This is a genomic window from Streptomyces sp. NPDC044984 (assembly GCF_040646935.1).
Lineage (GTDB): Bacteria > Actinomycetota > Actinomycetes > Streptomycetales > Streptomycetaceae > Streptomyces.
The window spans coordinates 43,172-65,983 of record NZ_JBEZBE010000033.1 but is presented as its reverse complement, the minus strand read 5'-3'; the positions used below and the strand labels follow the sequence as shown (position 1 = coordinate 65,983).

At 73.4% G+C, this 22,812-nt stretch carries 19 protein-coding genes; 11 read left to right on the top strand and 8 right to left on the bottom strand.

Annotated elements, in window-relative coordinates; translation table 11 throughout:
* Positions 1–49 precede the first annotated feature (49 nt).
* Positions 50–409 (top strand): metalloregulator ArsR/SmtB family transcription factor, encoded by a 360-nt coding sequence (locus AB0A94_RS30035; RefSeq protein WP_217135810.1) that lies wholly within the window; start codon positions 50–52, stop codon positions 407–409.
* Here AB0A94_RS30035 and AB0A94_RS30030 read toward each other — a convergent pair.
* From AB0A94_RS30030 to AB0A94_RS29995, 8 genes are all read right to left on the bottom strand, one after another.
* Positions 390–1,244: a DUF72 domain-containing protein gene (locus tag AB0A94_RS30030; RefSeq protein WP_361749083.1), complete on the bottom strand. Its 855-nt coding sequence runs from the start codon at positions 1,242–1,244 to the stop codon at positions 390–392. The two genes, AB0A94_RS30035 and AB0A94_RS30030, sit on opposite strands and share 20 nt — an antisense overlap.
* A gap of 40 nt (positions 1,245–1,284) precedes the next feature.
* Positions 1,285–5,208 carry a glycoside hydrolase family 2 TIM barrel-domain containing protein gene (locus AB0A94_RS30025; protein ID WP_361749082.1) on the bottom strand — a complete coding sequence of 1,308 codons (3,924 nt, stop codon included), beginning with the start codon at positions 5,206–5,208 and terminating at the stop codon, positions 1,285–1,287.
* Positions 5,209–5,718: 510 nt separating this feature from the next.
* Positions 5,719–7,092, bottom strand: coding sequence for an RICIN domain-containing protein (locus tag AB0A94_RS30020; RefSeq protein ID WP_361749081.1), 1,374 nt, complete (start codon positions 7,090–7,092; stop codon positions 5,719–5,721).
* A gap of 635 nt (positions 7,093–7,727) precedes the next feature.
* A complete protein-coding gene (locus AB0A94_RS30015) occupies positions 7,728–8,276 on the bottom strand; it encodes an O-acetyl-ADP-ribose deacetylase (RefSeq protein WP_361749080.1) in 549 nt (182 codons plus the stop codon).
* The gene (locus tag AB0A94_RS30010) at positions 8,273–9,682 is read right to left on the bottom strand and encodes an NAD(P)/FAD-dependent oxidoreductase (protein ID WP_361749079.1); all 1,410 of its coding nucleotides are present in this window, start codon (positions 9,680–9,682) and stop codon (positions 8,273–8,275) included. Before AB0A94_RS30010 ends, AB0A94_RS30015 begins: the two co-directional genes overlap by 4 nt.
* Positions 9,683–9,784: 102 nt before the next feature.
* On the bottom strand, positions 9,785–10,630 hold the full coding sequence (locus tag AB0A94_RS30005; protein ID WP_361749078.1) for an inositol monophosphatase family protein: 846 nt from the start codon (positions 10,628–10,630) through the stop codon (positions 9,785–9,787).
* A gap of 100 nt (positions 10,631–10,730) precedes the next feature.
* The gene (locus AB0A94_RS30000) at positions 10,731–12,560 is read right to left on the bottom strand and encodes a gamma-glutamyltransferase (protein ID WP_361749077.1); all 1,830 of its coding nucleotides are present in this window, start codon (positions 12,558–12,560) and stop codon (positions 10,731–10,733) included.
* A 377-nt stretch (positions 12,561–12,937) separates the two neighbouring features.
* Entirely contained in the window at positions 12,938–13,855 is a 918-nt protein-coding gene (locus AB0A94_RS29995) for a LysR family transcriptional regulator (RefSeq protein WP_361749076.1), read from the bottom strand.
* Between the two features lie 127 nt (positions 13,856–13,982).
* Here AB0A94_RS29995 and AB0A94_RS29990 point away from each other — a divergent pair, with 127 nt between their 5' ends.
* From AB0A94_RS29990 to AB0A94_RS29945, 10 genes are all read left to right on the top strand, one after another.
* Positions 13,983–14,984 (top strand): fumarylacetoacetate hydrolase family protein, encoded by a 1,002-nt coding sequence (locus AB0A94_RS29990; protein WP_361749075.1) that lies wholly within the window; start codon positions 13,983–13,985, stop codon positions 14,982–14,984.
* A complete protein-coding gene (locus tag AB0A94_RS29985) occupies positions 14,981–15,946 on the top strand; it encodes a cyclase family protein (protein WP_361749074.1) in 966 nt (321 codons plus the stop codon). The genes AB0A94_RS29990 and AB0A94_RS29985 overlap by 4 nt, the downstream gene beginning before the upstream one ends.
* A 23-nt stretch (positions 15,947–15,969) precedes the next feature.
* The gene (locus AB0A94_RS29980) at positions 15,970–17,100 is read left to right on the top strand and encodes an FAD-dependent oxidoreductase (RefSeq protein WP_361749073.1); all 1,131 of its coding nucleotides are present in this window, start codon (positions 15,970–15,972) and stop codon (positions 17,098–17,100) included.
* A complete protein-coding gene (locus AB0A94_RS29975) occupies positions 17,097–18,104 on the top strand; it encodes an amidohydrolase family protein (RefSeq protein WP_361749072.1) in 1,008 nt (335 codons plus the stop codon). The genes AB0A94_RS29980 and AB0A94_RS29975 overlap by 4 nt, the downstream gene beginning before the upstream one ends.
* Positions 18,105–18,108: 4 nt before the next feature.
* The gene (locus AB0A94_RS29970; RefSeq protein ID WP_361749071.1) at positions 18,109–19,041 is read left to right on the top strand and encodes a VOC family protein; all 933 of its coding nucleotides are present in this window, start codon (positions 18,109–18,111) and stop codon (positions 19,039–19,041) included.
* 97 nt (positions 19,042–19,138) lie between these two features.
* Positions 19,139–20,110 (top strand): fumarylacetoacetate hydrolase family protein, encoded by a 972-nt coding sequence (locus AB0A94_RS29965; RefSeq protein ID WP_361749069.1) that lies wholly within the window; start codon positions 19,139–19,141, stop codon positions 20,108–20,110.
* A complete protein-coding gene (locus AB0A94_RS29960; protein WP_361749068.1) occupies positions 20,107–20,859 on the top strand; it encodes an SDR family oxidoreductase in 753 nt (250 codons plus the stop codon). The genes AB0A94_RS29965 and AB0A94_RS29960 overlap by 4 nt, the downstream gene beginning before the upstream one ends.
* On the top strand, positions 20,856–21,230 hold the full coding sequence (locus tag AB0A94_RS29955) for an SDR family oxidoreductase (RefSeq protein ID WP_361749067.1): 375 nt from the start codon (positions 20,856–20,858) through the stop codon (positions 21,228–21,230). The genes AB0A94_RS29960 and AB0A94_RS29955 overlap by 4 nt, the downstream gene beginning before the upstream one ends.
* Positions 21,227–22,009, top strand: a complete 783-nt coding sequence (locus tag AB0A94_RS29950; RefSeq protein WP_361749066.1) for a CoA transferase subunit A — start codon at positions 21,227–21,229, stop codon at positions 22,007–22,009. The genes AB0A94_RS29955 and AB0A94_RS29950 overlap by 4 nt, the downstream gene beginning before the upstream one ends.
* The gene (locus tag AB0A94_RS29945; protein WP_361749065.1) at positions 22,006–22,665 is read left to right on the top strand and encodes a CoA transferase subunit B; all 660 of its coding nucleotides are present in this window, start codon (positions 22,006–22,008) and stop codon (positions 22,663–22,665) included. Before AB0A94_RS29950 ends, AB0A94_RS29945 begins: the two co-directional genes overlap by 4 nt.
* Positions 22,666–22,812 lie beyond the last annotated feature (147 nt).

Genomic DNA, 22,812 nt, shown 5'->3' with positions numbered 1-22,812 from the left:
CACATGAAGACTCGTTCATGCGTTCATATGGGATGAGTAGGATGTCCGCATGGGTCATGGAGCCGTCATCCCGCAGGACGCCGCGGAGCGGGTGCGTCTGGACGCGGACAACGTCGCGAAGGTCGCCACCACGCTCCAGGCCCTGTCCACGCCCTCCCGGCTGCTCATCCTCGCCCGCCTGCGCGAGGGCCCGCTGCCGGCCACGGAGCTGGCGGCGGAGGTGGGCATGGAGCAGTCGGCCTGCTCGCACCAGTTGCGGCTGCTGCGCAACCTGGGCCTGGTGGTCGGCGAGCGCCGGGGCCGCTCCGTGGTGTACGCGCTGCACGACGACCATGTCGCCGGACTGCTCGACCAGGCCGTCTACCACGTGGAGCACCTGCGGCTGGGAATCAGCGACACCGCGGGGTGAGCAGTTCCCGCATGGTCTCGGCGGCGCGTACGGCGGCGTCCGCGCAGCAGTTGTTGAACAGCACGTGCAGCTCGTCCGCCCGCTCCGCCGCGCGGCGCAACCGGGGCACCCAGGCGGCGAGTTCGGCCACGTCGTAGTCGTGGCGGAAGCGGTCCTCCTTGCTGCCCCTCCCCCAGGCCCTGCTGCGCCCGTGGAACCGTACGACGGCGAGCGCGGGGCGGCTGACGGGCGCGACGGGCGGCAGGGAGCCGGTGAGCCCCTGGGCCATGTCCACGCCGACGGCCGTCGCGTCCAGCCCGGACAGCAGCGCGAGGGTGTCGTCGGCCCGTTCCGCCGCCCACCACCCCGGGTGCCGGAACTCGACGGCGAGCGGCCAGCCGGCCGTGCGCCGCACGCACTCCTCCAGTGTCCGCTCGGCCGGGGCGCCGGGCGCGAACCGGGGCGGGAACTGGAACAGCACGGCGCCCAGCCGCCCGGCCTCGCGCAGCGGCCCGACCGCCTCCGCGAACCTCCCCCACACCTCGTCCAGCAGGGCGCCGTCCACCGGCCTGCCCCGCAGGTCCGCGGGGAGCGCCTCGGGCCGGGTGGGGTGGCCGGTCAGCAGCGAGAACGCCTTGACGTCGAAGCGGAACCCGTCCGGTGTGCGCTCCACCCACAGCTCGCTGTTGCGGCGGCGGGGCAGCGCGTAGTAACCGGAGTCCACCTCGACGACGGGCAACCTGGAGGCGTAGTGCCGCAGCCGCCCCTCGGCGTCCCGCCGGCCGGGCGGGTACCAGCCGCTCGCCACGAGCATGCGGTCCGTCCACGAACAGGCCCCGACCAGGATGTCACCCATGGGAGCCCGGGTACCCCGGGCTCCCGCGCGTGTGCCCCTCCTACTCGGTCGCCGTGGGCCGGCGCGAGGCCGCCGTCGCCTCGTCCACGTCCGTGAGCGGGCGCAGCCGGTAGGAGTACGCGTAGTCCCGGTCGGCGAGGAGCTTGAACTCGTCGTGGGTGTGCGCGCCCCAGCTGTTGTCGCCGCCGACGCCCATCTGGCGGTGGTTGACCCGCAGCACGACCGCGTCCCGCGGGGTCAGCTGGTAGTCGTGCCGGGCGCCGGCCGACAGGTCCTCGGGGGTGAAGTGCGAGGCGTTGATCTCCAGGAGGGGTTCGCCCGACACCAGCAGGCCGCGCCCGCCGCCGTCGGTCAGGGCGGCCCAGCGGACGTCGGTCTTGTTGCCGTTCTCCTGCGGGCGGATGTAAGGGGTCCACTGGCCGGCCACGGTCGACGAGTAACGGCCCACGTCGGTGCCGGTGTTGCGGTCCCAGTGGTTCTCCTCGGGGCCGCGGCCGTAGTAGTGCAGGCGGTCCAGGCGGCGCGGCAGGAACAGCAGCGTGCCGACCTCCGGGATGTACGGCAGGTCCGGCGCGCCCGGGTGCAGGGTGTTGTCGACCTTGATCTCGCCGTTGCCGAACACCGTGTAGGTGGTGGTGTACGCCGACTCCACGGTGGTGGGCAGCGTGCCGGCGACCCTGATCTCGACGGCCCGGTCGCCGAGGGCCCGTACGGTGACGCCGGTGACCTTCCGGCGGGCACCGGCGTCGCGCCAGGTCTGGTTGCGGGTGTGCTGGCCGTTGCCCTTGTCGTTGTCGGTGGGCGCCCGCCAGAAGTTGGGCACCGGCCCGGAGGTGATCAGACGGGTGCCCCTCGCCTCGTAGGAGGTGAGGGTGCCGCTGCCCTTGTCGACGGTGACCGAGAAGCCCTCGCCGGTGACCTCGATGTCCTTCTCGCCGTCCGCGTACCGCAGGGCCGGGACGCTCTCCAGCGGTACGGGGACCACGGCCGGGCTCCCCGCGTCGAGCGGGAGCTGCTGCCGGGCCACCTCGAAGCCGGCCTTCGCCCACTTCGTGGACTCCCTGGTGGTGAAGGAGAGCTGGAGGAAGTACTCCGCACCCGGGGCCGGGTCCTTCGGCAGGCGTACGGGCAGGGTGATGTCCTTGCCGGACAGCGGCGGCACGGCCAGCTGGTCCCGGGTCAGCCTTCCGCGCCGTACGACCTCGCCGTCGGCGACGAGTTCCCACCGGCCGTCGAACTCGCTGAGGTCGGTGAACAGGTACTCGTTGGTGAGGGTGACGGCGCCGGGGTCGCCGTCGCCGGAGGTGCGGGCGGCGTCGACCGCCTGGTGGACGCGTTTGATCTCGGCGGCCTTGCCGGTGTGTCCGCGGTCGGCGGTGACGATGCCGTCCGCGACGAAGGCGCCGTCGTTGGGGTTGTCGCCCCAGTCGCCGCCGTAGGCGAGGAACGTCCTGTCCCCGGGCCGCTTCCTCTCGGTCCTGACGGTGGCGGCGTCGAACCAGAACCGCACACCGTCGTCGCCGGGCCCCCGGTCGTCCGAGGCCAGTTCGGCGGCGGTGAGGGCGCGCGCGTGGACGCGGGCGCGGCGGACGGTGCCGCTGAACTCCCGGGTCTGGTTGTCGGCGTCGGTGGCGAGCGCGAGGGGTGCGGTGTTGCCGCTCGGCCGCCGGGTGGTGGTCCGGGTGGCCCTCACCACGCCGTCGACGTACAGGGTCAGGGTGCCGGCGTCCGCGTCGAAGACGCCCGCGACGTGGTGTTCGCGGCCGGTCCAGTCGTCCGGCAGCGCCCAGCTCGCGGTGATCCACTGACCGCCGGAGTGGATGAAGAACTCCAGGTTCCCGTCGGTCTGCTTGAGCGCGTACTGGGTGTCGCCCTTGGTGAGGATGGGCTGGTGGTGGCCCGTCACGTCCGGGGTGACCCATGCCTCCAGGGTGAGGGAACCCGTGAGGTCGAGGCTGTCGTGGCGGGCGAAGACCGTGCCTCCGGTGATGCCCCTGTCCGGGTCGAAGCCGCCGCCGGGGGCGAGGATCTCGCCGCGCAGTCCGGCCGGCCCGGACTCGGTCAGCAGGGTGCGGGCCGGGACGGGCCAGTACAGGGACTGGTCGACGAAGTCCCAGATCCAGCCGCCCTGAAGGACGTCGTGACGGCGGACGACGTCCCAGTACTTCTTGAAGTTGCCGTTGGAGTTCCCCATCGCGTGGGAGTACTCGATCATGACGTACGGCCGGGTGTCGGCGGTGTCCTTCGCCCGCTGCTCGACGCGCGACGGGCTCTCGTACATCTTCGAGCGGATGTCGCTGATCCCCGGCCGGTCGTCGCCCTCGTACTGGATGACGCGGGTGGGGTCGTAGGAGCGGATCCAGTCGTGCATGGCGTGGAAGGTGGTGCCGCCGCCCGCCTCGTTGCCGAGCGACCAGATGACCACCGAGGGGTGGTTCTTGTCGCGGTGCACCATGTTCTGCGCGCGGGCGACGCAGGCCGCCGTCCATTCCGGGTGGTCGCCCGGGTACTCGGAACGGATGCCGTGGGTCTCGAGGTTGGTCTCGTCGACGAGGTAGAGGCCGTACTCGTCGGCGAGTTCGTACCACAGCGGGTTGTTGGGGTAGTGCGAGGTGCGGACGGAGTTGATGTTCATCCGCTTGATGAGCGTGATGTCCTCGACGAGGTCCTCGCGGGTGAGGGCGGTGCCCCGGGAGGGGTGCATCTCGTGGCGGTTGGTGCCGCGGAAGGAGACGGGCTTCCCGTTGATCCGCATCAGCCCGTCCCTGAGGGCGAACTCGCGGAAGCCGACGCGGTGGGACAGGGTCTCCACCACCTCGCCGGCCGGGTCGCGGAGCCTGAGGACGGCCGTGTAGAGGTCCGGGTGCTCGGCGGACCACAGCCGGGGCTCCGGTACGGCCTTCGAGGCCCGTACGGTGACGTCCTCGCCGGCGCCGGCCGTGCCGAGGTCGGCGGTCCGCTCGAGCGGACGGGACCAGACGGCGTGGCCGCGGGCGTCGTACAGCTGGGTCTCGACGGTGTACCGGCCCGACTCGCCGCCGCCGTACGCCCGCACGCTCGCGGTGACCGCCAACTCGGCCCGCGTGTACGTGTCGTTCAGCGGGGTCTCCAGCTTGAAGTCGCGCAGGTGCACGGCCGGGGTGGAGTACAGGTAGACCGAGCGGAAGATGCCGCTCAGCCGGATCATGTCCTGGTCCTCCAGCCAGTCGCCGTCGGCGTAGCGGTACACCTCCACGGCGATCTGGTTGGTGCCGGGCTTCAGGTGGTCGGTGATGTCGTACTCGGACGGGGTGTAGGAGTCCTCGTCGTAGCCGACGAGTTCGCCGTTGATCCACACGTAGTGGGCGGACTTGACGCCTTCGAAGTGGAGGAAGGTGCGGCGGCCTCTCCAGTCGCGCGGGACGGTGAAGGTGCGCCGGTACTGGCCGACCGGGTTGTAGCGGGTCGGGGCGGTGGGCGGCTGCGGGTCCTCGCCGCGGCCGTTGGGGCCCCAGTACGGGTAGGTGATGTTCAGGTAGATCGGGAAGTCGTGGCCGTGCAGTTGCCACACGGACGGGACCGGGATGGTCTCCCAGTCGCCGTCGTCGGTGTCGGTGCGGTGGAAGTCGGGGTCCCGGTCCTCGGGGCGGTCGGCGTAGGCGAACTTCCAGGTGCCGTCGAGGCTCAGCCGGTAGGGCGAGCGGGTGCGGTCGGCGGCGAGGGCCTGTCGCACGTCCGCGTACGGCATGAGCGTGGTGTGCGGCGGCTGGGTGCCGAGCCGGAAGACGCCGAAGTCGTTCCACTCCGGGGGTGCGCCGGCCGCCGCCCGCCGGCCGGCCGCGTGCGCCGCGACGGGCGACGCGGACAGGGCGAGGGCGCCGAGCACGGCGGCGCCGGACTCCAGGAGCCGGCGGCGGCTGACGACCGGCGGTCCGGAGCGGGGGGACGGGTCGGCGGGAGACGTGTGCGGGTGCGGGTGCGGCATGACCGTGGCCTTCCTCGGTACGACAGAGCACTGCACGGACTGAGGGCACGTCGGACTCCCCCTCGACGCGCCGCCGGACGGGGGCGTTACGGCAGGGGGACATCGCAACTAGCGGTGACGGAGCAACTACTGAGCCAGCCACACCCTAGAACTCGAACACAACCGAAGCAATGATCCCGTCGGGGTTTGTGCGGTCCTGATGGTTCGGCGGATCGCGTCACATCTCCTACCCGGCCGTTCCGTGGCCATCGACCGCGTGCACCCGCAGGCCGTCGTACCGCCGGGCCGGTTCGGGCGAGCGCGGCAGCCGTCGCCGCGTTTCGCACACTCGTGCGCCGCATACCCGCATGCCGCACACCGGCTGCGATCGTCCGCCGGGGAGGTCGCACACAGAAAGGGCATACCCCGGGCGCTCGCGCGCGCTGCGCGGGAGTGCCCGGGGCCTGTCAACACCGATGCCCCGGCAGGCTGTTGACGACACCCCTCCGGTCCGGGGGGGGTGGGACGGGATCAGCCGCGCCGCCAGGTCTGGTTGGCGGTGCCGGTGCAGGGCCACAGCTTGACCGGCGTGCCGTTGGCCTCCTTGCCCCACCACACGTCGGCGCACTTGTCGCCGGCCTTGAGCGACACCAGGTCCTCGGTGGCATTGATCTTGAACTTCTGCCCGCTCGACCCGTCGCACCGCTGCAGCCGGATGGCCGTGCCCTTCTCCACCGACCCGCCGTCCAGCCCCATGCACAGGTCCTCGCCGATGCGCAGGGTGCGGTCGGTGTCGTGGAAGGACCAGATCTGGGCGCCCTCCGAGGCTCCGCAGGGCTGGATGACCAGTTCCGCGCCGGCCCCCCGGGAACTCGCGGTGAGGCACTTGCCGGTGTCGGCGTTGACGATCCGGGCGGAGGCGACGGTGACCGTCCCGTCCGCCTTGCTCTCGGTCCGCTGGGCCGACTCCTTCGCCGTGTCCTGCTCCTTCTGCCTCTGCGCGGCGGCCTGCGGGCTTGCGTCGGCGACGGAGTCGGAGCGGGGGTGGGAGCCGGAGACGTCCGGGGACGCCTTGCCGTCGTCCTTCACCTCCTTCTTCCCGTCCTCCGTCTTCTTGCCGTCCTTCTCGTCGTCGCCTTCCTCGCCCTTCGACGAGCCCGCCGGAGCGTCGTCCTTCGAGGGCTCCGCGGCATAGACGCCCGGCGGCTGCTGTGCCTCCTGACCGTCGAGCAGCGCCCGGGAGTCGGCAGCCGCGGTGGCGTGGTCCCCGGGCCGATCATCCCGGTCGTCGCCGACCATGATCAGCAGAGGTACGGCGAGCAGGATCACCCCGGCGATCCCGGCGGCGGCCAGCAAGGGGGCCTTCGGCCGCCCCAGCGCACCGTCGCCGTCGCCGTCGCCGCTCCCCCTCCCGGCCCCTCCGGATCGGCGGGCGCCGCCGAGTGCGGCAGCCAGTCCGGACAAGGGAGCTGCGGTGCCGCCCGGTGACGCGGTGCCGCCCGGTGACGCGGTGCGGGCCGGTGTGGCGGCGCCCGCCGCCGTCTCCGGCTGTTCTCCGCGGTCCGTGCCCGGTTCCGCGGCCTCTTCCCGTGCCTCCGGCTCGTTCGCGGCCGAGGCCGTCCCGGACTCGGACTCGACAGTGGCCGTGGGAAGGGTTTCCGTCTCACCCCGGCCGGTCTCGCCGGTCTCGCCAGTCCTTGCGGTGCCTTCGGCGGTGGCGGCGGCGGTGGCTGTGGCGGTGTCGCTCGTAGCAGCCGTGCCACGGCGCGGGGCGGGCCTCAGCACGGCCTGCTCCACGTCGTCGCCCATCGAGGACAGCACCACCGCGCGGCGGACCGGTGGCCCGTCATCGGTGCCGGCCGGGCGGGCGGACTCGCCGCCGCCCGGTCTGTTCTGGCGTGACATTGTTCGTTCTCCTTCGATCTCACGGTTGTCTGCCGCATGGCGGCCGCACGCTCGCGGTGCCCCGCGGCCGGGGCGCGGTGCCGGGTTCGGAACACCACCGGCCGCCACCGGGCGTAGACGGCTGCTGCACGAAGAGCGTTCCGCCGGGAGCGGGGACGGGTACGGCGCCCTCCGGGACGGTCCCCTTCAGCTCCCGGGCATCGGCGATCCGTCCGGTCGGGCAGGGTCGGTCCGTTCGCTCGTGCCCGGCCTCGGAGCGCACCGGCCGCACCCGGTACGTGGCAGCGTCAGCTGTCGTCCGGCGGGGTGCCGGGCACCACGACGCGGACGGGCGGGGGACGGAGAGGCCGGAAGGCATGGTTCCGGGCGCAGGGGAACGGATCGGCCCCGCGCCGTCCCCCGTCCTCGCGGGACACCGCACCATGCACGGAGTGCCGCCCCCTCTCGTCCGGGACGGCGGAATCGGATCGGTTCACGGCCACTGCGGCACTGTAGCGAGGGCGGGTGGCCGGCAGACCGTCCGAGATGTCACGCCGCCGACCCCTGCGCGTACCCTCCTGGCCACCTTCTCCGCGCCCCGCAGCGCACGGCCGCTCCGCCGCGGCCGGCCCTCCGCGGGATCGCGGTGGTTTCCGTCAGCCGAGTTGCCGGACGAACGCCTCGTACGCCCGGTCGTCGAAGAGGACGAACCTCACCTCTTCGACGGCGGTCGGCGTGTCCCGCACCGTCTCCACCGCGATGCGGGCCGCGTCGTCCATCGGCCACCGGTACACGCCGGTGGAGATCGCCGGGAACGCGACCGTCCGGGCACCCAGCTCGTCGGCCACGCGGAGCGCCTCCCGGTAGCAGGAGGCGAGCAGCGCGGGATCACCGCCTGAAGCCTGATGCACCGGGCCGACGGTGTGGATCACCCAGCGGGCGTCGAGGCGGCCCGCGGTGGTGGCGACCGCCTGACCGGTCGGCAGGCCCCGGCCGATGGGGGTCCCCCCGCTCGAGCGAAGCCGAGAGTGGGGGAGGGAAGCGCGCAGGGCGCGGCATTCGGCCAGGATCTCCGGGCCGCCCCGACGGTGGATCGCGCCGTCCACGCCTCCCCCGCCGAGCAGCGAGGAGTTGGCCGCGTTGACGATCGCGTCGGCGCTCTGCCGGGTGATGTCGCCCTGGACGAGGGTGATGGTGGCGGTCATGTCTGTCGCAGCCTCCTCCAGACGGCCTTCGCCGCGTTGTGTCCCGACATGCCGTGCACACCGGGGCCGGGCGGGGTGGCCGACGAGCAGATGAAGACGGCGGGGTGCGGGGTCGCGTACGGGGACAGGGACAGTTTGGGACGCAGCAGCAGCTGGAGTCCGGAGACCGCGCCGGTGGCGATGTCGCCGCCGACGTAGTTGGCGTTGCGGGCGGCGAGTTCGGGCGGTCCCGCGGTGGCGCGGGCCAGGACGCGGTCGCGGAAACCGGGGGCGTAGCGCTCCAGTTGGCGTTCGATGGCGTCGGTGAGGTCGCCGGTCCAGCCGTTCGGCACATGGCCGTACGCCCAGAAGACGTGCTTGCCGGCCGGGGCGCGGGTGGGGTCGGCGACGCCGGGCTGCACGGTGATGAGGAAGGGCGCGTCGGGCGCGCGGCCCTCGCGGGAGGCGGCGCGCAGGGCGGCGGCGATCTCGTCGCTGTCCGCGCCGATCTGCACGGTGCCGGCGGTGCGGGCCTGGGGCGCGGTCCACGGGACGGGGCCGTCCAGCGCGTAGTCGATCTTGAAGACGCCGGGGCCGTAGCGGTAGTTCGCGTAGTGGCTGCCGAAGCCGGCGATGCGGGCCAGGGCGGTGGGCGAGGTGTCGAAGACGTACGCCCGGGCCGGCGGCAGGTCGTCGAGGCGCTTGACCTCGTAGTCGGTGTGGACGCTGCCGCCGAGGTCCTCGAGGTACGCGGCGAGGGCGTCGGAAATGGCCCGGGAGCCACCGCGGGCGACGGGCCAGCCGCGGGCGTGCGCGGCGAGGGCGAAGACCAGGCCGACGGCGCCGGTGGCGAAGCCGCCGAGCGGAGCCATGACGTGGGCGACGAGGCCGGCGAACAGGGTGCGGGCCCGCTCGTCGCGGAAGCGGCGGGTGAGCCAGGTCGACGGGGGCAGGCCGAGCAGGCCGAAGCGGGCGAGGGTGACCGGGTCGCGGGGCAGCGCGGTCAGCGGCAGCGACATGAAGTCGCGGGCCAGGGTGTCCCACTTGGGCAGGAAGGGTTCGACGAGACGGCGGTACGCACCGGCGTCACGCGGTCCGAAGGAGGCGGCCGTCTCCCCGACCGACCGGGACAGCACGGCCGCCGTGCCGTCGGGGAAGGGGTGCGCCATGGGGAGTTCCGGGTGCAGCCACTCCAGTCCATAGCGCTCCAGGGGCAGCGCGCGGAACGCGGGTGAGTTGACGCCGAGGGGATGGGCGGCGGAGCAGGGGTCGTGGCGGAAGCCGGGGAGGGTGAGTTCCTCGGTGCGGGCGCCGCCGCCCACGGTGCCCATCGCCTCGAACAGGGCCACCGAGAAGCCGCGCCGGGCCAGCTCCACGGCAGCGGTCAGCCCGTTCGGCCCCGCACCCACCACGACCGCATCGAGCATCGACGGCACCTTCGGACTCCTTCGTCAGCCGACGGCCACTGGGGGATCAGGATATGCCGGGCCGTCGGCGTTCTCCCGGGGCCTCCGGAGAGGGGTGCGGCATCAGACTCCGTCCGCCAGCAGTTCCGCCACCCGTCGGGCCGTGGCCTCGTCGCGGGCCGCGGTGAAGGGCAGGGTGTTGCCGCCCCTGATGCTGAAGGGCTCGCCCGCGCGCGTGAGGTGGGTGCCGCCCGCCTCCTCCACGAGGAGCAGACCGGCGGCGTGGTCCCACGCGGCTTCCCAGCTGAACGAGGTGGCGTCCAGTTCGCCGCGGGCGATGGCCAGGTACTCCAGGCCGGCCGAGCCGCAGGCGCGGGGTGCCACCCCGTCCGTCCACAGGCCGAGCAGGGCGCGCTTCTGTTCGTCCGTGGTGTAGTCCGGGTGGGAGGTGGCCACGCGGAGGTCGCGGCCGGGTTCCGGGGAGCCCGCGCGCAGCCGCTCGCCGTTGAGGTGGGCGCCCTGTCCCCGTACGGCCGTGGCGAACTGGTCGCGGGCGGGGGCGTAGGTCCAGGAGGCGTGCACCACGCCGCCCCGCGCGAGGGCGACCAGGGTGCAGAAGCCGGTGTCGCCGTGCACGAACTGGCGGGTGCCGTCGACGGGGTCGACGATCCACACCGGTGCCTCGGCCTGTAGCGCCTCGTACGACACCGGGTCGGCGTGCACCGCCTCCTCGCCGACCACGACCGAGCCGGGCAGCAGGGCGGCGAGGGCGTCCGTGAGGTACAGCTCGGCGTTGCGGTCGGCGTCCGTCACCAGGTCGTGCGGGCCGGCCTTGAGGTCCACCTCGTGGTCAGCGAGCCGCCGCCAGCGCGGCACGATCTCCTGCGCGGCGGCCTTGCGGACCAGTTCCTCCACGTCGATGGCGTGCCGGGCGAGAAACTCGTCGATGGTTTCGTTGGTCTCGGTCATGCCTCCATGAGAGCACGCGCCACTGACATTCCCCGCCCGTCCGGTGCACTCCAGGTGGAATCGGGATGAAAACGGGGTGCCGGTCCGCGGCGCCGTGGGCTCAGCGGCCCACCGCGTACCCCTGCATGCCGCGCGGGTTCGCGGCGGCGGAGAGGACGCCGGTGTCCGGGTCCCGGGCGACCGCGCAGAGCCGGCCCTCCGACCAGGCGTCGCCGACCGTCACCTCGTGGCCGCGGCGGCGCAGCTCCGTCACCACCGCGGGGTCCGTGCGGGACTCGACGGTGACGCTGCCGGGGCGCATGCCGCGCGGGTAGAAGGAGCCGGGGAAGCTGTCGTTGTGCCAGTTGGGGGCGTCGACGGCGCCCTGGAGGTCGAGTCCGCCGCGCACCCGCTCGCGCAGGGCGACCGCGAGGAAGAAGTGCAGCTGCCACTGGTCCTGCTGGTCCCCGCCGGGCGTGCCGAACGCCATGACGGGCACCCCGTCGCGCAGGGCTATGGACGGGGTGAGGGTGGTCCGGGGGCGGCGGCCGGGGGTGAGGGTGTTGGGCAGGCCCTCCTCCAGCCAGGTCATCTGCAGCCGGGTACCGAGCGGGAACCCGAGTTCGGGCACGACGGGGTTGGACTGGAGCCAGCCGCCGCTGGGGGTGGCCGCGACCATGTTGCCCCAGCGGTCGACGACGTCCAGGTGGCAGGTGTCGCCGCGGGTGCCGCCGTCGGCAAAGACGTCGGGTTCGCCGGGCACGGGGGACGTCGGGCTCTTGGCGACGGTGGGTTCGCCGACGCCCATCGGGCCGGAGCCGGGGTCCTCGGTGGCCACCACGCGCGCGTGGGCGCTCAGTCGGGGGGTGCGCCCGCCCGGGCTGCCGGGCCGCAGGTCGTGGGAGGCGCGGGGGCCGACCCCGGTCCGCCGCTCGGCGTTGTACTCGGCCGACAGCAGGTCGTCGAGCGGCACCTCGGCCGCGTCCCCGTACCAGGCCTCGCGGTCGGCCATGGCGAGCTTGCAGCCCTCGATCAGCAGGTGCACGTACTCGGCGGAGCCGTAGCGGGGCAGTTCCGGCGGCAGCAGGGCGAGCTGCTGGAGCAGGACCGGCCCCTGGCTCCAGGGGCCGGCCTTGCACACGGTCCAGCCGTTCCAGTCGTACGTCGCCGGGGTCTCGTAGGTCGCGGACCAGCCGGCGAGGTCGGCTGCGGTCAGCGTGCCGGTGTGGCGCTCGCCGCTGGTGTCCATGGTGGGACGTCCGGCCTGCCGGACCAGGGCCTCGGCGATGAACCCGGTCCGCCACACCTCCCGCGCGGCGTCGATCTGCGCCTCCCGGTCCCCGGCTCCGGCGACTTCGTCCAGCAGCCGCTTCCAGGTGGCGGCCAGGGCGGGGTTGCGGAAGAGCTCACCGGGGCGGGGCGCCCGGCCGCCGGGCAGGTACACCTCGGCCGAGGAGGTCCACTCCGTCTCGAACAGTTCGCGTACGGTCTCGACGGTCTCGCCGACGCGTTCCACGGACGGGTGCCCGTCCTCGGCGTACCCGACGGCGTACTTCAGGACGTCGGCGAGGGTCTTGGTGCCGTGGTCGCGCAGCAGGAGCATCCAGGCGTCGAAGGCGCCGGGCACGGCCGCGGCGAGCGGTCCGGTGCCGGGGACGAGGTCCAGGCCGAGTCCCCGGTAGTGGGCGGCGCTCGCCCCGGCCGGGGCGACGCCCTGCCCGCACAGCACCCGCACCTCCCCGCCGGCCGGCGCGAGCAGGATCGGCACCTCGCCGGCGGGACCGTTGAGGTGCGGTTCGACGACGTGCAGGACGAAGGCCCCGGCCACGGCGGCGTCGTAGGCGTTGCCGCCGTCCTCCAGCACGGCCATCGCCGACTGCGAGGCCAGCCAGTGGGTGGAGGACACCATGCCGAAGGTGCCGCTCAGGGTGGGGCGAGTCGTGAACTGCATACCTGGACCTCGGTGTTCGTGGACGTCGGTCGGCCCGTCCGCCAACAGGACGGGCCGCGGGGGATATCCGGGGAGGACGAGTGCGAGACCGTCTCCTCCACGGAGCCTACGCGGCGCTCATCACCCGCTCGCGATGCCCCGTACGGGCGGAGCCCGGAACCCCGTCGGAGGGTCCGGGTCCGCTCCGGACCGCCGGTGGCCGGCGGCGCGGCCACGTGCGGATCCGGGTCGGCGACGGGGAAGGTCCGCCTGCCCGGGTCCGTCCGCTCGCGGGACCACCGGTCCCGCGCACCGTGCGCTCGCGGGGCACGATTCATGGACCGGATACCCGCCATCCAGCCGGCGGATGGCTCCGCTCCCCTGCGGCGGTGCGTGGCTCAGGTCCCCACCTCGTCGGTCATGCGGCCGCCGACCCGGGCGGCGGTCTCCCGCAGCCAGATGTGGGCCGCGTCGTGGGTGTGCACCGGGTGCCACCACAGCGCCTCTCGCAGGGGCACCGCCTCATAGGGGGGCTCGACCACCCGTACGGCGGCGAGCGGTGCGAGGAGCCGGGCGAGCCGGGCCTGGATCAGGGCGATGCGCCGGGTTCCGCTGACCAGCAGCGGCATGATCTGGAAGCTGTCGACGGAGACCTCGACGCGGGGCTCGATGCCCAGCATGCCGAGCTGGCGGACGGCCGGGGCGTCGTAGGTGCGCTGGTAGGTGACCCAGGGCAGCCGGGCCAGGTCTTCCCGGGTCAGCCGGTCGTCGACGCTCGGGTGGTCCTCGGCGACGAGGAAGACCCACCGGTCCTGGTAGAGGTCGGTGGCGGGGAAGTCGCTGATGACGCCGTGCGGCATGAGCAGGCCGTCGGTGGTGCTCAGCAGGGTGTCCGTGGCGTCCACCACGGTGGTCGGCGTCTGGGCGAACCGCAGTCGGATGCCGGGGGCCTCCTGGTGCACGACCCGGGCGAGTTCGGCGCCGAAGACGGCGACCGCGTAGTCGGACGCCACGAGCTTGAACTCACGGCTCTCCTTGGCCGGGTCGAAGCTCGCCTGGCTGGCGAAGAGACGTTCCAGCAGGTCGTACGCGGTGGACGCGCGGTCGAGGAGGACCTGTCCGAGAGCGGTGAGTTCGTAGTGGCCGCCGACCCGGGCCAGCAGGTCGTCGTCGAAGTGCCGGCGCAGGCGCGAGAGCGCCGCGCTCATCGCCGGCTGGCTGAGGCCGACGCGCTGCCCGGCACGGGTCACGTTGCGCTCCTCCAGCAGGGCGCGCAGGGCGACGACGAGGTTGAGGTCCAGGCGACTGAGATTCACGGCACATTCCCTAGCTGTCCGGCGACGACCTGCGGAAATTCGCCGCGTGGATGGCCATCATCCACGGAATTGATTTCCGTGATCGCGAGTGGCGGGTCCAGATTAGTGCCACCGCAATCAGGAGGACATGTCCGTGAAACCTGAAGCCGCGTCCGCCCTCTTCGCCGGACCCTTCGCCCTCGCCACCCTTTCCGCCCCCGAGGGGAACGCCTTCCCCGCTCTCGTCACCCCTGACGCCCGGGTGATCGACCTGCGACCGGCCCTGGGCGGCGCCGACTTGACCGTGCGGGACGTCCTGGACGACTGGGACGCGGTGCTGCCGCGACTGACGGCGCTGGCCGAGGACAGCGCTCCGCGGCGCGAGCCGCTGGCGGATTTCCGGGTGCACGCGCCGGTCGAGCCGCGTCAGGTGTTCCAGTCCGGCGCCAACTACCGTCAGCACGTCATCGATCTGCACGTCGCGCACCGGGCCCCGGGTGACGACCGGCCGGAGGAGGAGCGCCGCGCGGAGGCCGCGGAGATCATGGACCGGCGGGCGGCCGAGGACCTGCCGTACGTGTTCGTCGGTCTGCCGAGCGCGATCACCGGCCCCTACGACGACGTCGTGCTGCCGTCCTGGGCCGAGAAGCCCGACTGGGAACTGGAACTGACCGCGGTGATCGGCCGACCCGCCCACCGGGTGTCCGTCGAGGAGGCCCTCGACCACGTCGCCGGCTACACGATCGCCAACGACCTCACCGACCGCGCCGCCGTCTTCCGCCGGGACATGCCGCAGATCGGGACCGACTGGCTGCGCAGCAAGAACGCGCCCGGTTTCACACCGCTGGGCCCGTGGATCGTGCCCGCCGCCTCGATCGCGGACACGGACGACCTGCGGCTGACGCTGAAGCTGAACGGCGAGACCATGCAGGACGAGTCCACCGAGGACATGATCTTCGACGTGGCGCGGATGGTCTCCTACGCCTCGCGGACCGCCCGCCTCCTCCCCGGCGACCTGGTGCTCACCGGCTCCCCGGCCGGCAACGGCATGCACTGGGGCCGGCTGCTGCGCGACGGCGACGTCATGGACGCCGCCATCACCGGGCTCGGCGCCCAGCGCACCCGCTGCGTGGCGGAGGCGGCCCGGTGACCCTGGACCGCAGCGACCCCGAGGGCGCGATAGCGAAGGCCGCCGAGGCATGCTCCAACTGGGGCCGTTGGGGCGGGGACGACGTGCTCGGCACCCTCAACTTCCTCGACGAGGCCAAGCGCCGTGAAGGTGCCGCGCTGATCCGACGGGGCGTCAGCTTCTCCCTCTCGCAGCGCTTCGACATGAACGGCCCGCAGAAGGGCTGGCGCCGGCGCACCAACCCGGTGCACACCATGCTGGACACCGGCACGGACGCGGCCCTCGGCAACCAGGGCTTCCCGCACGGCATCGGCGGTGCCGACGACGTGATCGCGATGCCGTTGCAGTGCTCCACCCAGTGGGACGGGCTCGGGCACATCTTCGACCACGGCAGGGCGTGGAACGGGCGCCCGGCCGAGAAGGTCGTCACCTCCGACGGCGACCTGGTCACGGGCATCGAGCACATGGCGCCGCACGTCGCCGGACGCGGTGTGCTCCTGGACGTGGGACGGGTCCTCGGTGCGGACGGCGAGCTGCCGGACGGTTTTGCGATCACCGAGGAGCACCTCACGGCGACCGCCGAGGCGCACGGTGTGCGGGTGGGGCGCGGCGACATCGTCCTCGTCCGCACCGGTCAGCTCGCCCGGGTCCGCCGGGGCGACGGCTGGGGCGACTACGCGGGCGGTCCCGCTCCCGGACTGTCGTTCACCTCGGCAGGCTGGCTGCACGGCAGCGAGATCGCCGCGATCGCCACCGACACCTGGGGGTTCGAGGTCCGTCCCAACGAGTTCGAGCACGCCTTCCAGCCGCTGCACCAGGTCGCCATCCCGCACATCGGCCTGCTCATCGGTGAGATGTGGGACCTGGACGCCCTCGCCGAGGACTGCGCCGCCGACGGCCGGTACGCCTTCTGGCTCACCGCCGCGCCCCTGCCCATCACCGGTGCGGTCGGCTCCCCCGTCAATCCGATCGCCGTCAAGTAAGCAGAGGAACAAGGGAGTTCCCCATGACCCATCCCCGCACGGTCCTCGTCGTCGGCGGCGGCGCGGCCGGCAACGCCGTGACGATCCTGCTGCGCCGCGCCGGCCTCACCGTGGACCTGATCGAGGCCAAGGACGACTGGAACGCCACCGCCGGCTCCGGCATCACCCTCCAGGGCAACGCCCTGCGCGTCCTGCGCGAACTGGGCGTCTGGGAGCGGGTGGAGGCGTCCGGTCACGGCTTCGGCTCGGTCGGCATCACCGCCCCCGACGGCACCGTCCTGCACGTCCAGGACGACCTGCGCACCGGCGGCGACGACCTGCCCGCCACGGTCGGCATGCAGCGACCGCGACTCCAGCGGATCCTCATCGACGCCGTACGCGCCAGTGGCGCCACCGTGCGCCTGGGCACCACCGCCGAGATCCTGGGCCAGGACGCCGACGGGGTCTCCGTCCGGCTCTCCGACGGCTCCGAGCACCGCTACGACCTGGTGGTCGCCGCCGACGGCCTCGGCAGCGCCACCCGCGCCGCGATCGGCATCACCGACAGGCCCGAACCGACCGGCATGGCCATCTGGCGCGTCGCGGCCCCCCGCCCGGCCGGCGTCACCCGTACCGACCTCGCCTACGGCGGCCCGGCGTACATCGCCGGGTACTGCCCCACCAGCGAGACGACGCTCTACGCGTACGTCGTCGAGGCCAGCCGCGACCGCGCCGGGATACCCCCCGAGTCGTACGCGGACGAGATGCGCCGCCTCACCCGGCACTACGGCGGCTTCTGGCCGGAGATCACCGCGCACATCACCGACCCGGCGAAGGTCAACTACACCTGGTTCGACCGCATGCTGGTCGAGGGTTCCTGGCACCGCGGCCGGGTCGTGCTGATCGGTGACGCCGCGCACTGCTGCCCGCCCACCCTCGCGCAGGGGGCCGCCCTCTCCCTGGAGGACGCGTGGGTGCTCGCCCGGATGCTCACCGAGTCCGGCACCTGGGACGACGCCCTGTTCCAGGCGTACCACGAGCGGCGGATCGCCCGGGTCCGGCCGGTCGTGGAGGCGTCCGTCCAGATCGGGCGGTGGCAGCTCGACGGGGTGCGGGACGCCGACGTGCCCGGGCTGATGGCCCGCACCATGACCATGCTCAGGGAACTGCCGTGAACGCCGCGGACACGCCCACCGTGGATGTGCACGCGCACGTCCTGCTGCCCGAGGTCGAGGCGCTGGTCGAGGGGCGGCCCGGACTGGCCGAGGCGCGCGCGCTGGACGCCCGCCGCAACGGCCCCGCCGCCCTCGCGGTCAGCGGCCCCATGGTCCGCGAGCGCTTCCCCCGCCTGACCGACGTCACCGTGCGGCTGGCGGCGATGGACGCGCAGGGCGTGGACGTCCAGCTGGTCAGCCCCTCCCCCTCGCACTACCACTACTGGGCCGGCGAGGAGACCGCCGAGAAGGTGTACCGGCTGGCCAACGAGGCGACCGCCGCGCACTGTTCGGCCGCACCCGGCCGGCTGCGCGGACTGGGCCTGGTCCCGCTCCAGCACCCGGCGCTCGCGGTCGACGCGCTCGACCACGCCCTCGCGCAGGGGCTGCTCGGCGTGGAGATCTCCAGCCACGCCCCCGGCCGCGAACTCTCCGACCCGGCCTACGCACCCTTCTGGGCCCGCGCCGAGGAGACCGGCGCACTGCTCTTCCTGCATCCCTTCGGCTGCACGCTCGACGAGCGGCTGGACCGGTGGTACCTGTCCAACACGGTCGGGCAGCCCACGGAGAACGCCGTCGCGCTGTCCCACCTGATCTTCTCAGGCGTCCTGGACCGGCATCCGGGTCTGAAGGTGATCGCCGCGCACGGCGGCGGCTACCTGCCCACCCACATCGGCCGCTCCGACCACGCCTGGTCCACCCGCTCCGACGCGGGCGCCGGCTGCGCCCACCCGCCCAGCAGCTACCTCGGGCGCCTGTACTTCGACTCCCTCGTCCACGACCCGCACGTCCTGCGCGAACTGGTGCGCGTCGCCGGCGCCGACCGGGTCCTGCTCGGCTCCGACTTCCCCTTCGACATGGGCACCGAGGACCCCGTGGCCGCCCTGCGCGCCGCACAGCTGTCCGAGACCGACTTCGACGCCGTACGGGGCGGCAACGCCGCCGCCCTCCTCCGGAAGGACTGACACCATGCGCCTGCTCACCCATCTGCGGCACGTCGACCTCGCCGTGCCCGACTACGACAAGCAGCTCGACTTCTACGCCGGCGTCTGGGGCCTGACCAAGGTCGCCGAGGACTCCGGGATCTCCTTCCTGGCCGCCGAGGGCTCCCCCGAGCAGTACGTCGTCCGGCTGCGCAGGGCCGACGAGAAGCGCCTCGACCTGGTCTCCTACGGCGCCGCCTCGCGCGAGGACGTCGACACCCTCGCCGAGCGGCTGCTCGCGGGCGGCGTCCAGTTGATCTCCCGGCCCGGCAAGGTCGACACCCCCGGCGGCGGCTACGGCTTCCGCTTCTTCGACGTCGACGGCCGCACCGTCGAGGTCTCCGCCGACGTCGAGGTCAGGCAGCACCGCAAGATCGAGGAGAAGGAGTCCATCCCGGTCAAGCTGAGCCACGTCGTCCTCAACTCGCCCGACCTGAACCGCACCCGCGCGTGGTACGAGCGCCACCTCGGCTTCGCGCTGTCCGACACGCTCAGCTCGCCGCACATGGGCGAGGTCATGCACTTCATGCGGATCTCCAACCAGCACCACTCGATGGCGCTGGCCAAGGGCCCGCACACCTCCCTGCACCACGTCTCCTTCGAGATGCGCGGCATCGACGAGTACATGCGCGGCTCCGGGCGCGTCATCCGCGCGGGCTTCAAGAAGATCTGGGGTCCGGGACGGCACATGGCGGGCGACAACACCTTCACCTACTTCCTCGACCCGCACGGCAACACCGTCGAGTACACCACCGAGCTGGAGTGCCTGGACGAGGACACCTGGCACCCCCACGTCTACGACTTCTCCCGGCCCGAGGTCACCGACCAGTGGGGCACCGCCAACCCCATGAACGAACTCGTCGCCAAGGAGTCCTTCAACGACCCCGACCGCGGCGTCTTCGTCGCCCCGCCGGTCTGAACCACCCCGCCGGCTCCGGGGACGCGGCCGTACGGCCCTGCCCCGACGCGCGCCGCCGCGTCCCCGGTGCCCGATCACACGCCGCTGGAGCCGCACCATGCGTTTCGCCGCTTACGAACACCGACACCGCCGCCGGGTGGCGGTCGCCGAAGAGGACGGCACCCTCTTCCCACTGCCGGGCGTCACCTCGCTCACCGCACTGATCCAGGAGACCGGCGGACTCCCCGGGCTGCTCGCCGCCGGCGCCGCGGCCCTGGACGTGCCCCCCGGGCCGCACGTCTCCCAGGTCCGGCTGCTGCCCCCGCTCCGGCCCGCCTCGGTGCGGGACTTCGTGACCTTCGAGGAGCACGTGGAGGGGGTGCGCCGGTCCGTGGAGGGCACCGGCGGCGTCCCCGAGCAGTGGTACGCGGCCCCGACCTTCTACTTCACCAACCCGCACGCGGTCTACGGCCCCGAGGACGGCATCCCCGTACCCCCCGGTTCGGCCGTGCTCGACTTCGAGCTCGAAGTGGGCGCCGTGATCGGCCGGGAGGGCCGCGACCTCACCCCCGAACGTGCCCGCGACCACATCGTCGGCTACACGGTCTTCAACGACTGGTCCGCCCGCGACCTCCAGGGCGCGGAGATGAAGGTGGGCCTCGGCCCCTGCAAGGGCAAGGACACGGCCACCAGCCTCGGCCCCTACCTCGTCACCGCCGACGAACTGGAGCCGTACCGGGACACCGACGGCTTCCTGCGGCTGGCGCTGACCGCCGAGGTCAACGGCGCGGTCGTCGGCGAGGACCTGCTGTCCAACATGAGCTGGACCTTCGAGGAGATGACCGCCTACGCCTCCCGGGGCACCCGGGTGGTGCCCGGCGACGTCCTGGGCTCCGGCACCTGCGGCAACGGCGGCTGCCTCGCCGAACTCTGGGGCCGGCGCGGCGAGCGGACCCCGCCGCCGCTGAAGCCCGGCGACACCGTCACCCTCACCGTCGAGGGCCTCGGCACCCTCACCAACACCGTCGTCCCCGGTGTGGAGCCCGTCCCGCTGCCGGCCGGCCGGCGCCGGTCCCGGGAGCGGCCGTGAGCGACCTGCGTCCCAAGAGGCTGCTCGGCAAGGTCGTCGTGGTCACCGGCGCCGCCCGCGGGCAGGGCGCCGCCGAGGCCGAGGCGCTCACCCGGGAGGGCGCCCGGGTCATCGCCACCGACGTCACCGAGGCGCCCGGCTGCCGGCGCCTCGACGTGACCAGCGAGCAGGACTGGGCCGAACTCGCGGCCGAGCTGCGGGAGTCGTACGGGCAGGTGCACGGCCTGGTCAACAACGCCGGCGTCACCTGGCGGGCCCGCCTGGACGAGGTACGCCCCGAGGACATGGCCCGCGTCCACGCGGTCAACGTCACCGGCCCGATGCTGGGCATCCAGCACCTCGCGCCGCTCATGCCGCCCGGCTCCTCGGTCGTCAACGTCGGCTCCTCGGCGGCCCTCACCGCGCACTACCCGGTCGCCTACACCACCAGCAAGTGGGCGCTGCGCGGCCTGTCGAGGACCGCCGCCCTGGAGCTGGGGCCGCGCGGCATCCGCGTCAACACGATCCACCCCGGCTACGTCGAAACCGAGATGACCGCCTCCGCCGCCCCGGCGTTCCGCGAGGCCAACCTCCGCGAGACCCCGCTCGGACGTACCGGCACCGTCGGCGAGGTGGCGCCCCTGGTCGTGTTCCTGCTGTCCGACGACGCGTCGTTCATCAGCGGCGCGGAGATCCCGGTGGACGGCGGCCTGACCGCGCACGGCGGCGTCAAGTCCGTCTCCGACGCCCTGCGCGAGGGGACGCCGTGAAGCGGCTGGAAGGCAGGGGGGCGCTGATCTCCGGGACGGGGCGGGGCCGGGGCCGGGCCGCCGCGCTGCGGTTCGCCGCCGAGGGCGCACCACACGGCGTCCGCGCGCACTGCGTGGGCCCCGGGACGACCGGCGCCGGGGGCTCGCGCGGCGACCTGCCCGCCGACGAGCACCCGGTGGACGGCGTCCACCGCCACCTCCCGCTCGGGCGGCCGGGGCACCCCGGCGACGCCGTCGACCCGGCCGTCCTCCCGGCCGCCGTCCCGGCCTCCGACGAGGCCGCCCCCCTCACCGGCGCCGGCCTCGTCGTGGACGGCGGCCGGTCCGCCGTCCTGTCCGGCGCCCCGAGCCGAAAGGCGATCCGCACATGAACAAGGTCCGCGCCGACGCCGCCGAGGCGGTCGCCGACATCCCCGACGGTGCCTCACTCGCCGTCGGCGGCTTCGGCCTCAGCGGCGTACCCGAAGTCCTGATCCGCGCCCTGTACGAGCGGGGCACGACCTCGTTGGAGGTGGTGTCCAACAACTGCGGCGTGGACGGCCGCGGTCTCGGCGTCCTGCTCGCCGCCGGCCGCATCACCCGGGTCACCGGCTCCTACGTCGGCGAGAACAAGGAGTTCGCCCGCCAGTACCTCTCCGGCGAACTGGAGGTCGAGCTGACCCCGCAGGGCACCCTCGCCGAACGCCTGCGCGCGGGCGGCGCGGGCATCCCCGCCTTCTACACCCCGGCGGGCGTCGGCACCCAGGTGGCGCGGGGCGGGCTGCCCTGGCGGTACGCGTCCGACGGGACGGTGGCGGTCGCCTCCCCGCCCAAGGAGACCCGTGACTTCGACGGCCGCGCACACGTGCTGGAGCACGGCATCGCCACCGACTTCGCGCTGGTGCGGGCCTGGCGCGGCGACCGCCACGGCAACCTGGTCTTCCGGCGCGCCGCCGCCAACTTCAACCCCCTCGCCGCCATGGCCGGCCGCGTCACCGTCGCCGAGGTCGAGGAACTCGTCGAACCGGGCGGACTCCACCCCGACGAGGTCCACCTGCCCGGCGTCTACGTGCAGCGGGTCGTGGCGCTCACCGCCGAGCAGGCAGCCGACAAGCCCGTGGAGCGCCTCACCATGTCCGCGTCTTCGACACGAGGGACCGTACGCCCATGAGCTGGACCCGCGACCAGATGGCCGCCCGCGCCGCCGCCGAACTCACCGACGGCTCCTACGTCAACCTGGGCATCGGCCTGCCCACCCTGATCCCCGGCCACCTCCCGCCCGGCGTCCACGTCGTGCTCCACTCGGAGAACGGCATCCTCGGCACCGGCCCCTACCCGCGCGAGGACGAGGTCGACCCCGACCTGATCAACGCCGGCAAGGAGACCGTCACCGTGCTGCCCGGCGCGAGCTTCTTCGACTCCGCGCTCTCCTTCGGCATGATCCGCGGCGGCCACATCGACACCGCCGTGCTCGGCGCCATGCAGATCTCGGCCCGCGGCGACCTCGCCAACTGGATGATCCCCGGCAAGATGGTCAAGGGCATGGGCGGTGCCATGGACCTGGTCCACGGCGCCCGCCGCGTCATCGTCCTCATGGAGCACACCGCCAAGGACGGCACCCCCAAGATCCTCGACGAGTGCACCCTCCCCCTCACCGGCGAGCGGTGCGTCCACCGGGTCATCACCGACCTCGGCGTCCTCGACGTCACCCCCGACGGCCTCGCCCTGGTCGAGACGGCTCCCGGCGTCACCGTCGAGGACATCACCGCCCGGACCGGCTCCGTCGTCCTGACGACGCCGGTGAGGCCGTGGCCGAACGGCGCCTGAACCGCCGGGCGTCAAGAGGGGTGCGACGGTTCTCCCCGCTCCACGGGCCGCTCGGCGGAAGCGCCCCGGGCAGCCGGTGCGGCGCCGGACACGCGCGGGACGTCCGTGCCCGGCGCGGTTCCGGCGCCCTCGGCGTCCGGCGCGGTT

Excerpts from the sequence above, each read along its gene's own strand:
- AB0A94_RS29970 (WP_361749071.1), top strand. The coding sequence starts at position 18,109 with ATGCGCCTGCTCACCCATCTGCGGCACGTCGACCTCGCCGTGCCCGAC.
- AB0A94_RS29950 (WP_361749066.1), top strand. The coding sequence starts at position 21,227 with ATGAACAAGGTCCGCGCCGACGCCGCCGAGGCGGTCGCCGACATCCCC.
- AB0A94_RS30030 (WP_361749083.1), bottom strand. The coding sequence starts at position 1,244 with ATGGGTGACATCCTGGTCGGGGCCTGTTCGTGGACGGACCGCATGCTC.
- AB0A94_RS30025 (WP_361749082.1), bottom strand. The coding sequence starts at position 5,208 with ATGCCGCACCCGCACCCGCACACGTCTCCCGCCGACCCGTCCCCCCGC.
- AB0A94_RS30015 (WP_361749080.1), bottom strand. The coding sequence starts at position 8,276 with ATGACCGCCACCATCACCCTCGTCCAGGGCGACATCACCCGGCAGAGC.
- AB0A94_RS30035 (WP_217135810.1), top strand. The coding sequence starts at position 50 with ATGGGTCATGGAGCCGTCATCCCGCAGGACGCCGCGGAGCGGGTGCGT.
- AB0A94_RS30000 (WP_361749077.1), bottom strand. The coding sequence starts at position 12,560 with ATGCAGTTCACGACTCGCCCCACCCTGAGCGGCACCTTCGGCATGGTG.
- AB0A94_RS29945 (WP_361749065.1), top strand. The coding sequence starts at position 22,006 with ATGAGCTGGACCCGCGACCAGATGGCCGCCCGCGCCGCCGCCGAACTC.
- AB0A94_RS29990 (WP_361749075.1), top strand. The coding sequence starts at position 13,983 with ATGTCCGTGAAACCTGAAGCCGCGTCCGCCCTCTTCGCCGGACCCTTC.
- AB0A94_RS29965 (WP_361749069.1), top strand. The coding sequence starts at position 19,139 with ATGCGTTTCGCCGCTTACGAACACCGACACCGCCGCCGGGTGGCGGTC.
- AB0A94_RS30005 (WP_361749078.1), bottom strand. The coding sequence starts at position 10,630 with ATGACCGAGACCAACGAAACCATCGACGAGTTTCTCGCCCGGCACGCC.
- AB0A94_RS30020 (WP_361749081.1), bottom strand. The coding sequence starts at position 7,092 with ATGTCACGCCAGAACAGACCGGGCGGCGGCGAGTCCGCCCGCCCGGCC.
- AB0A94_RS29980 (WP_361749073.1), top strand. The coding sequence starts at position 15,970 with ATGACCCATCCCCGCACGGTCCTCGTCGTCGGCGGCGGCGCGGCCGGC.
- AB0A94_RS30010 (WP_361749079.1), bottom strand. The coding sequence starts at position 9,682 with ATGCTCGATGCGGTCGTGGTGGGTGCGGGGCCGAACGGGCTGACCGCT.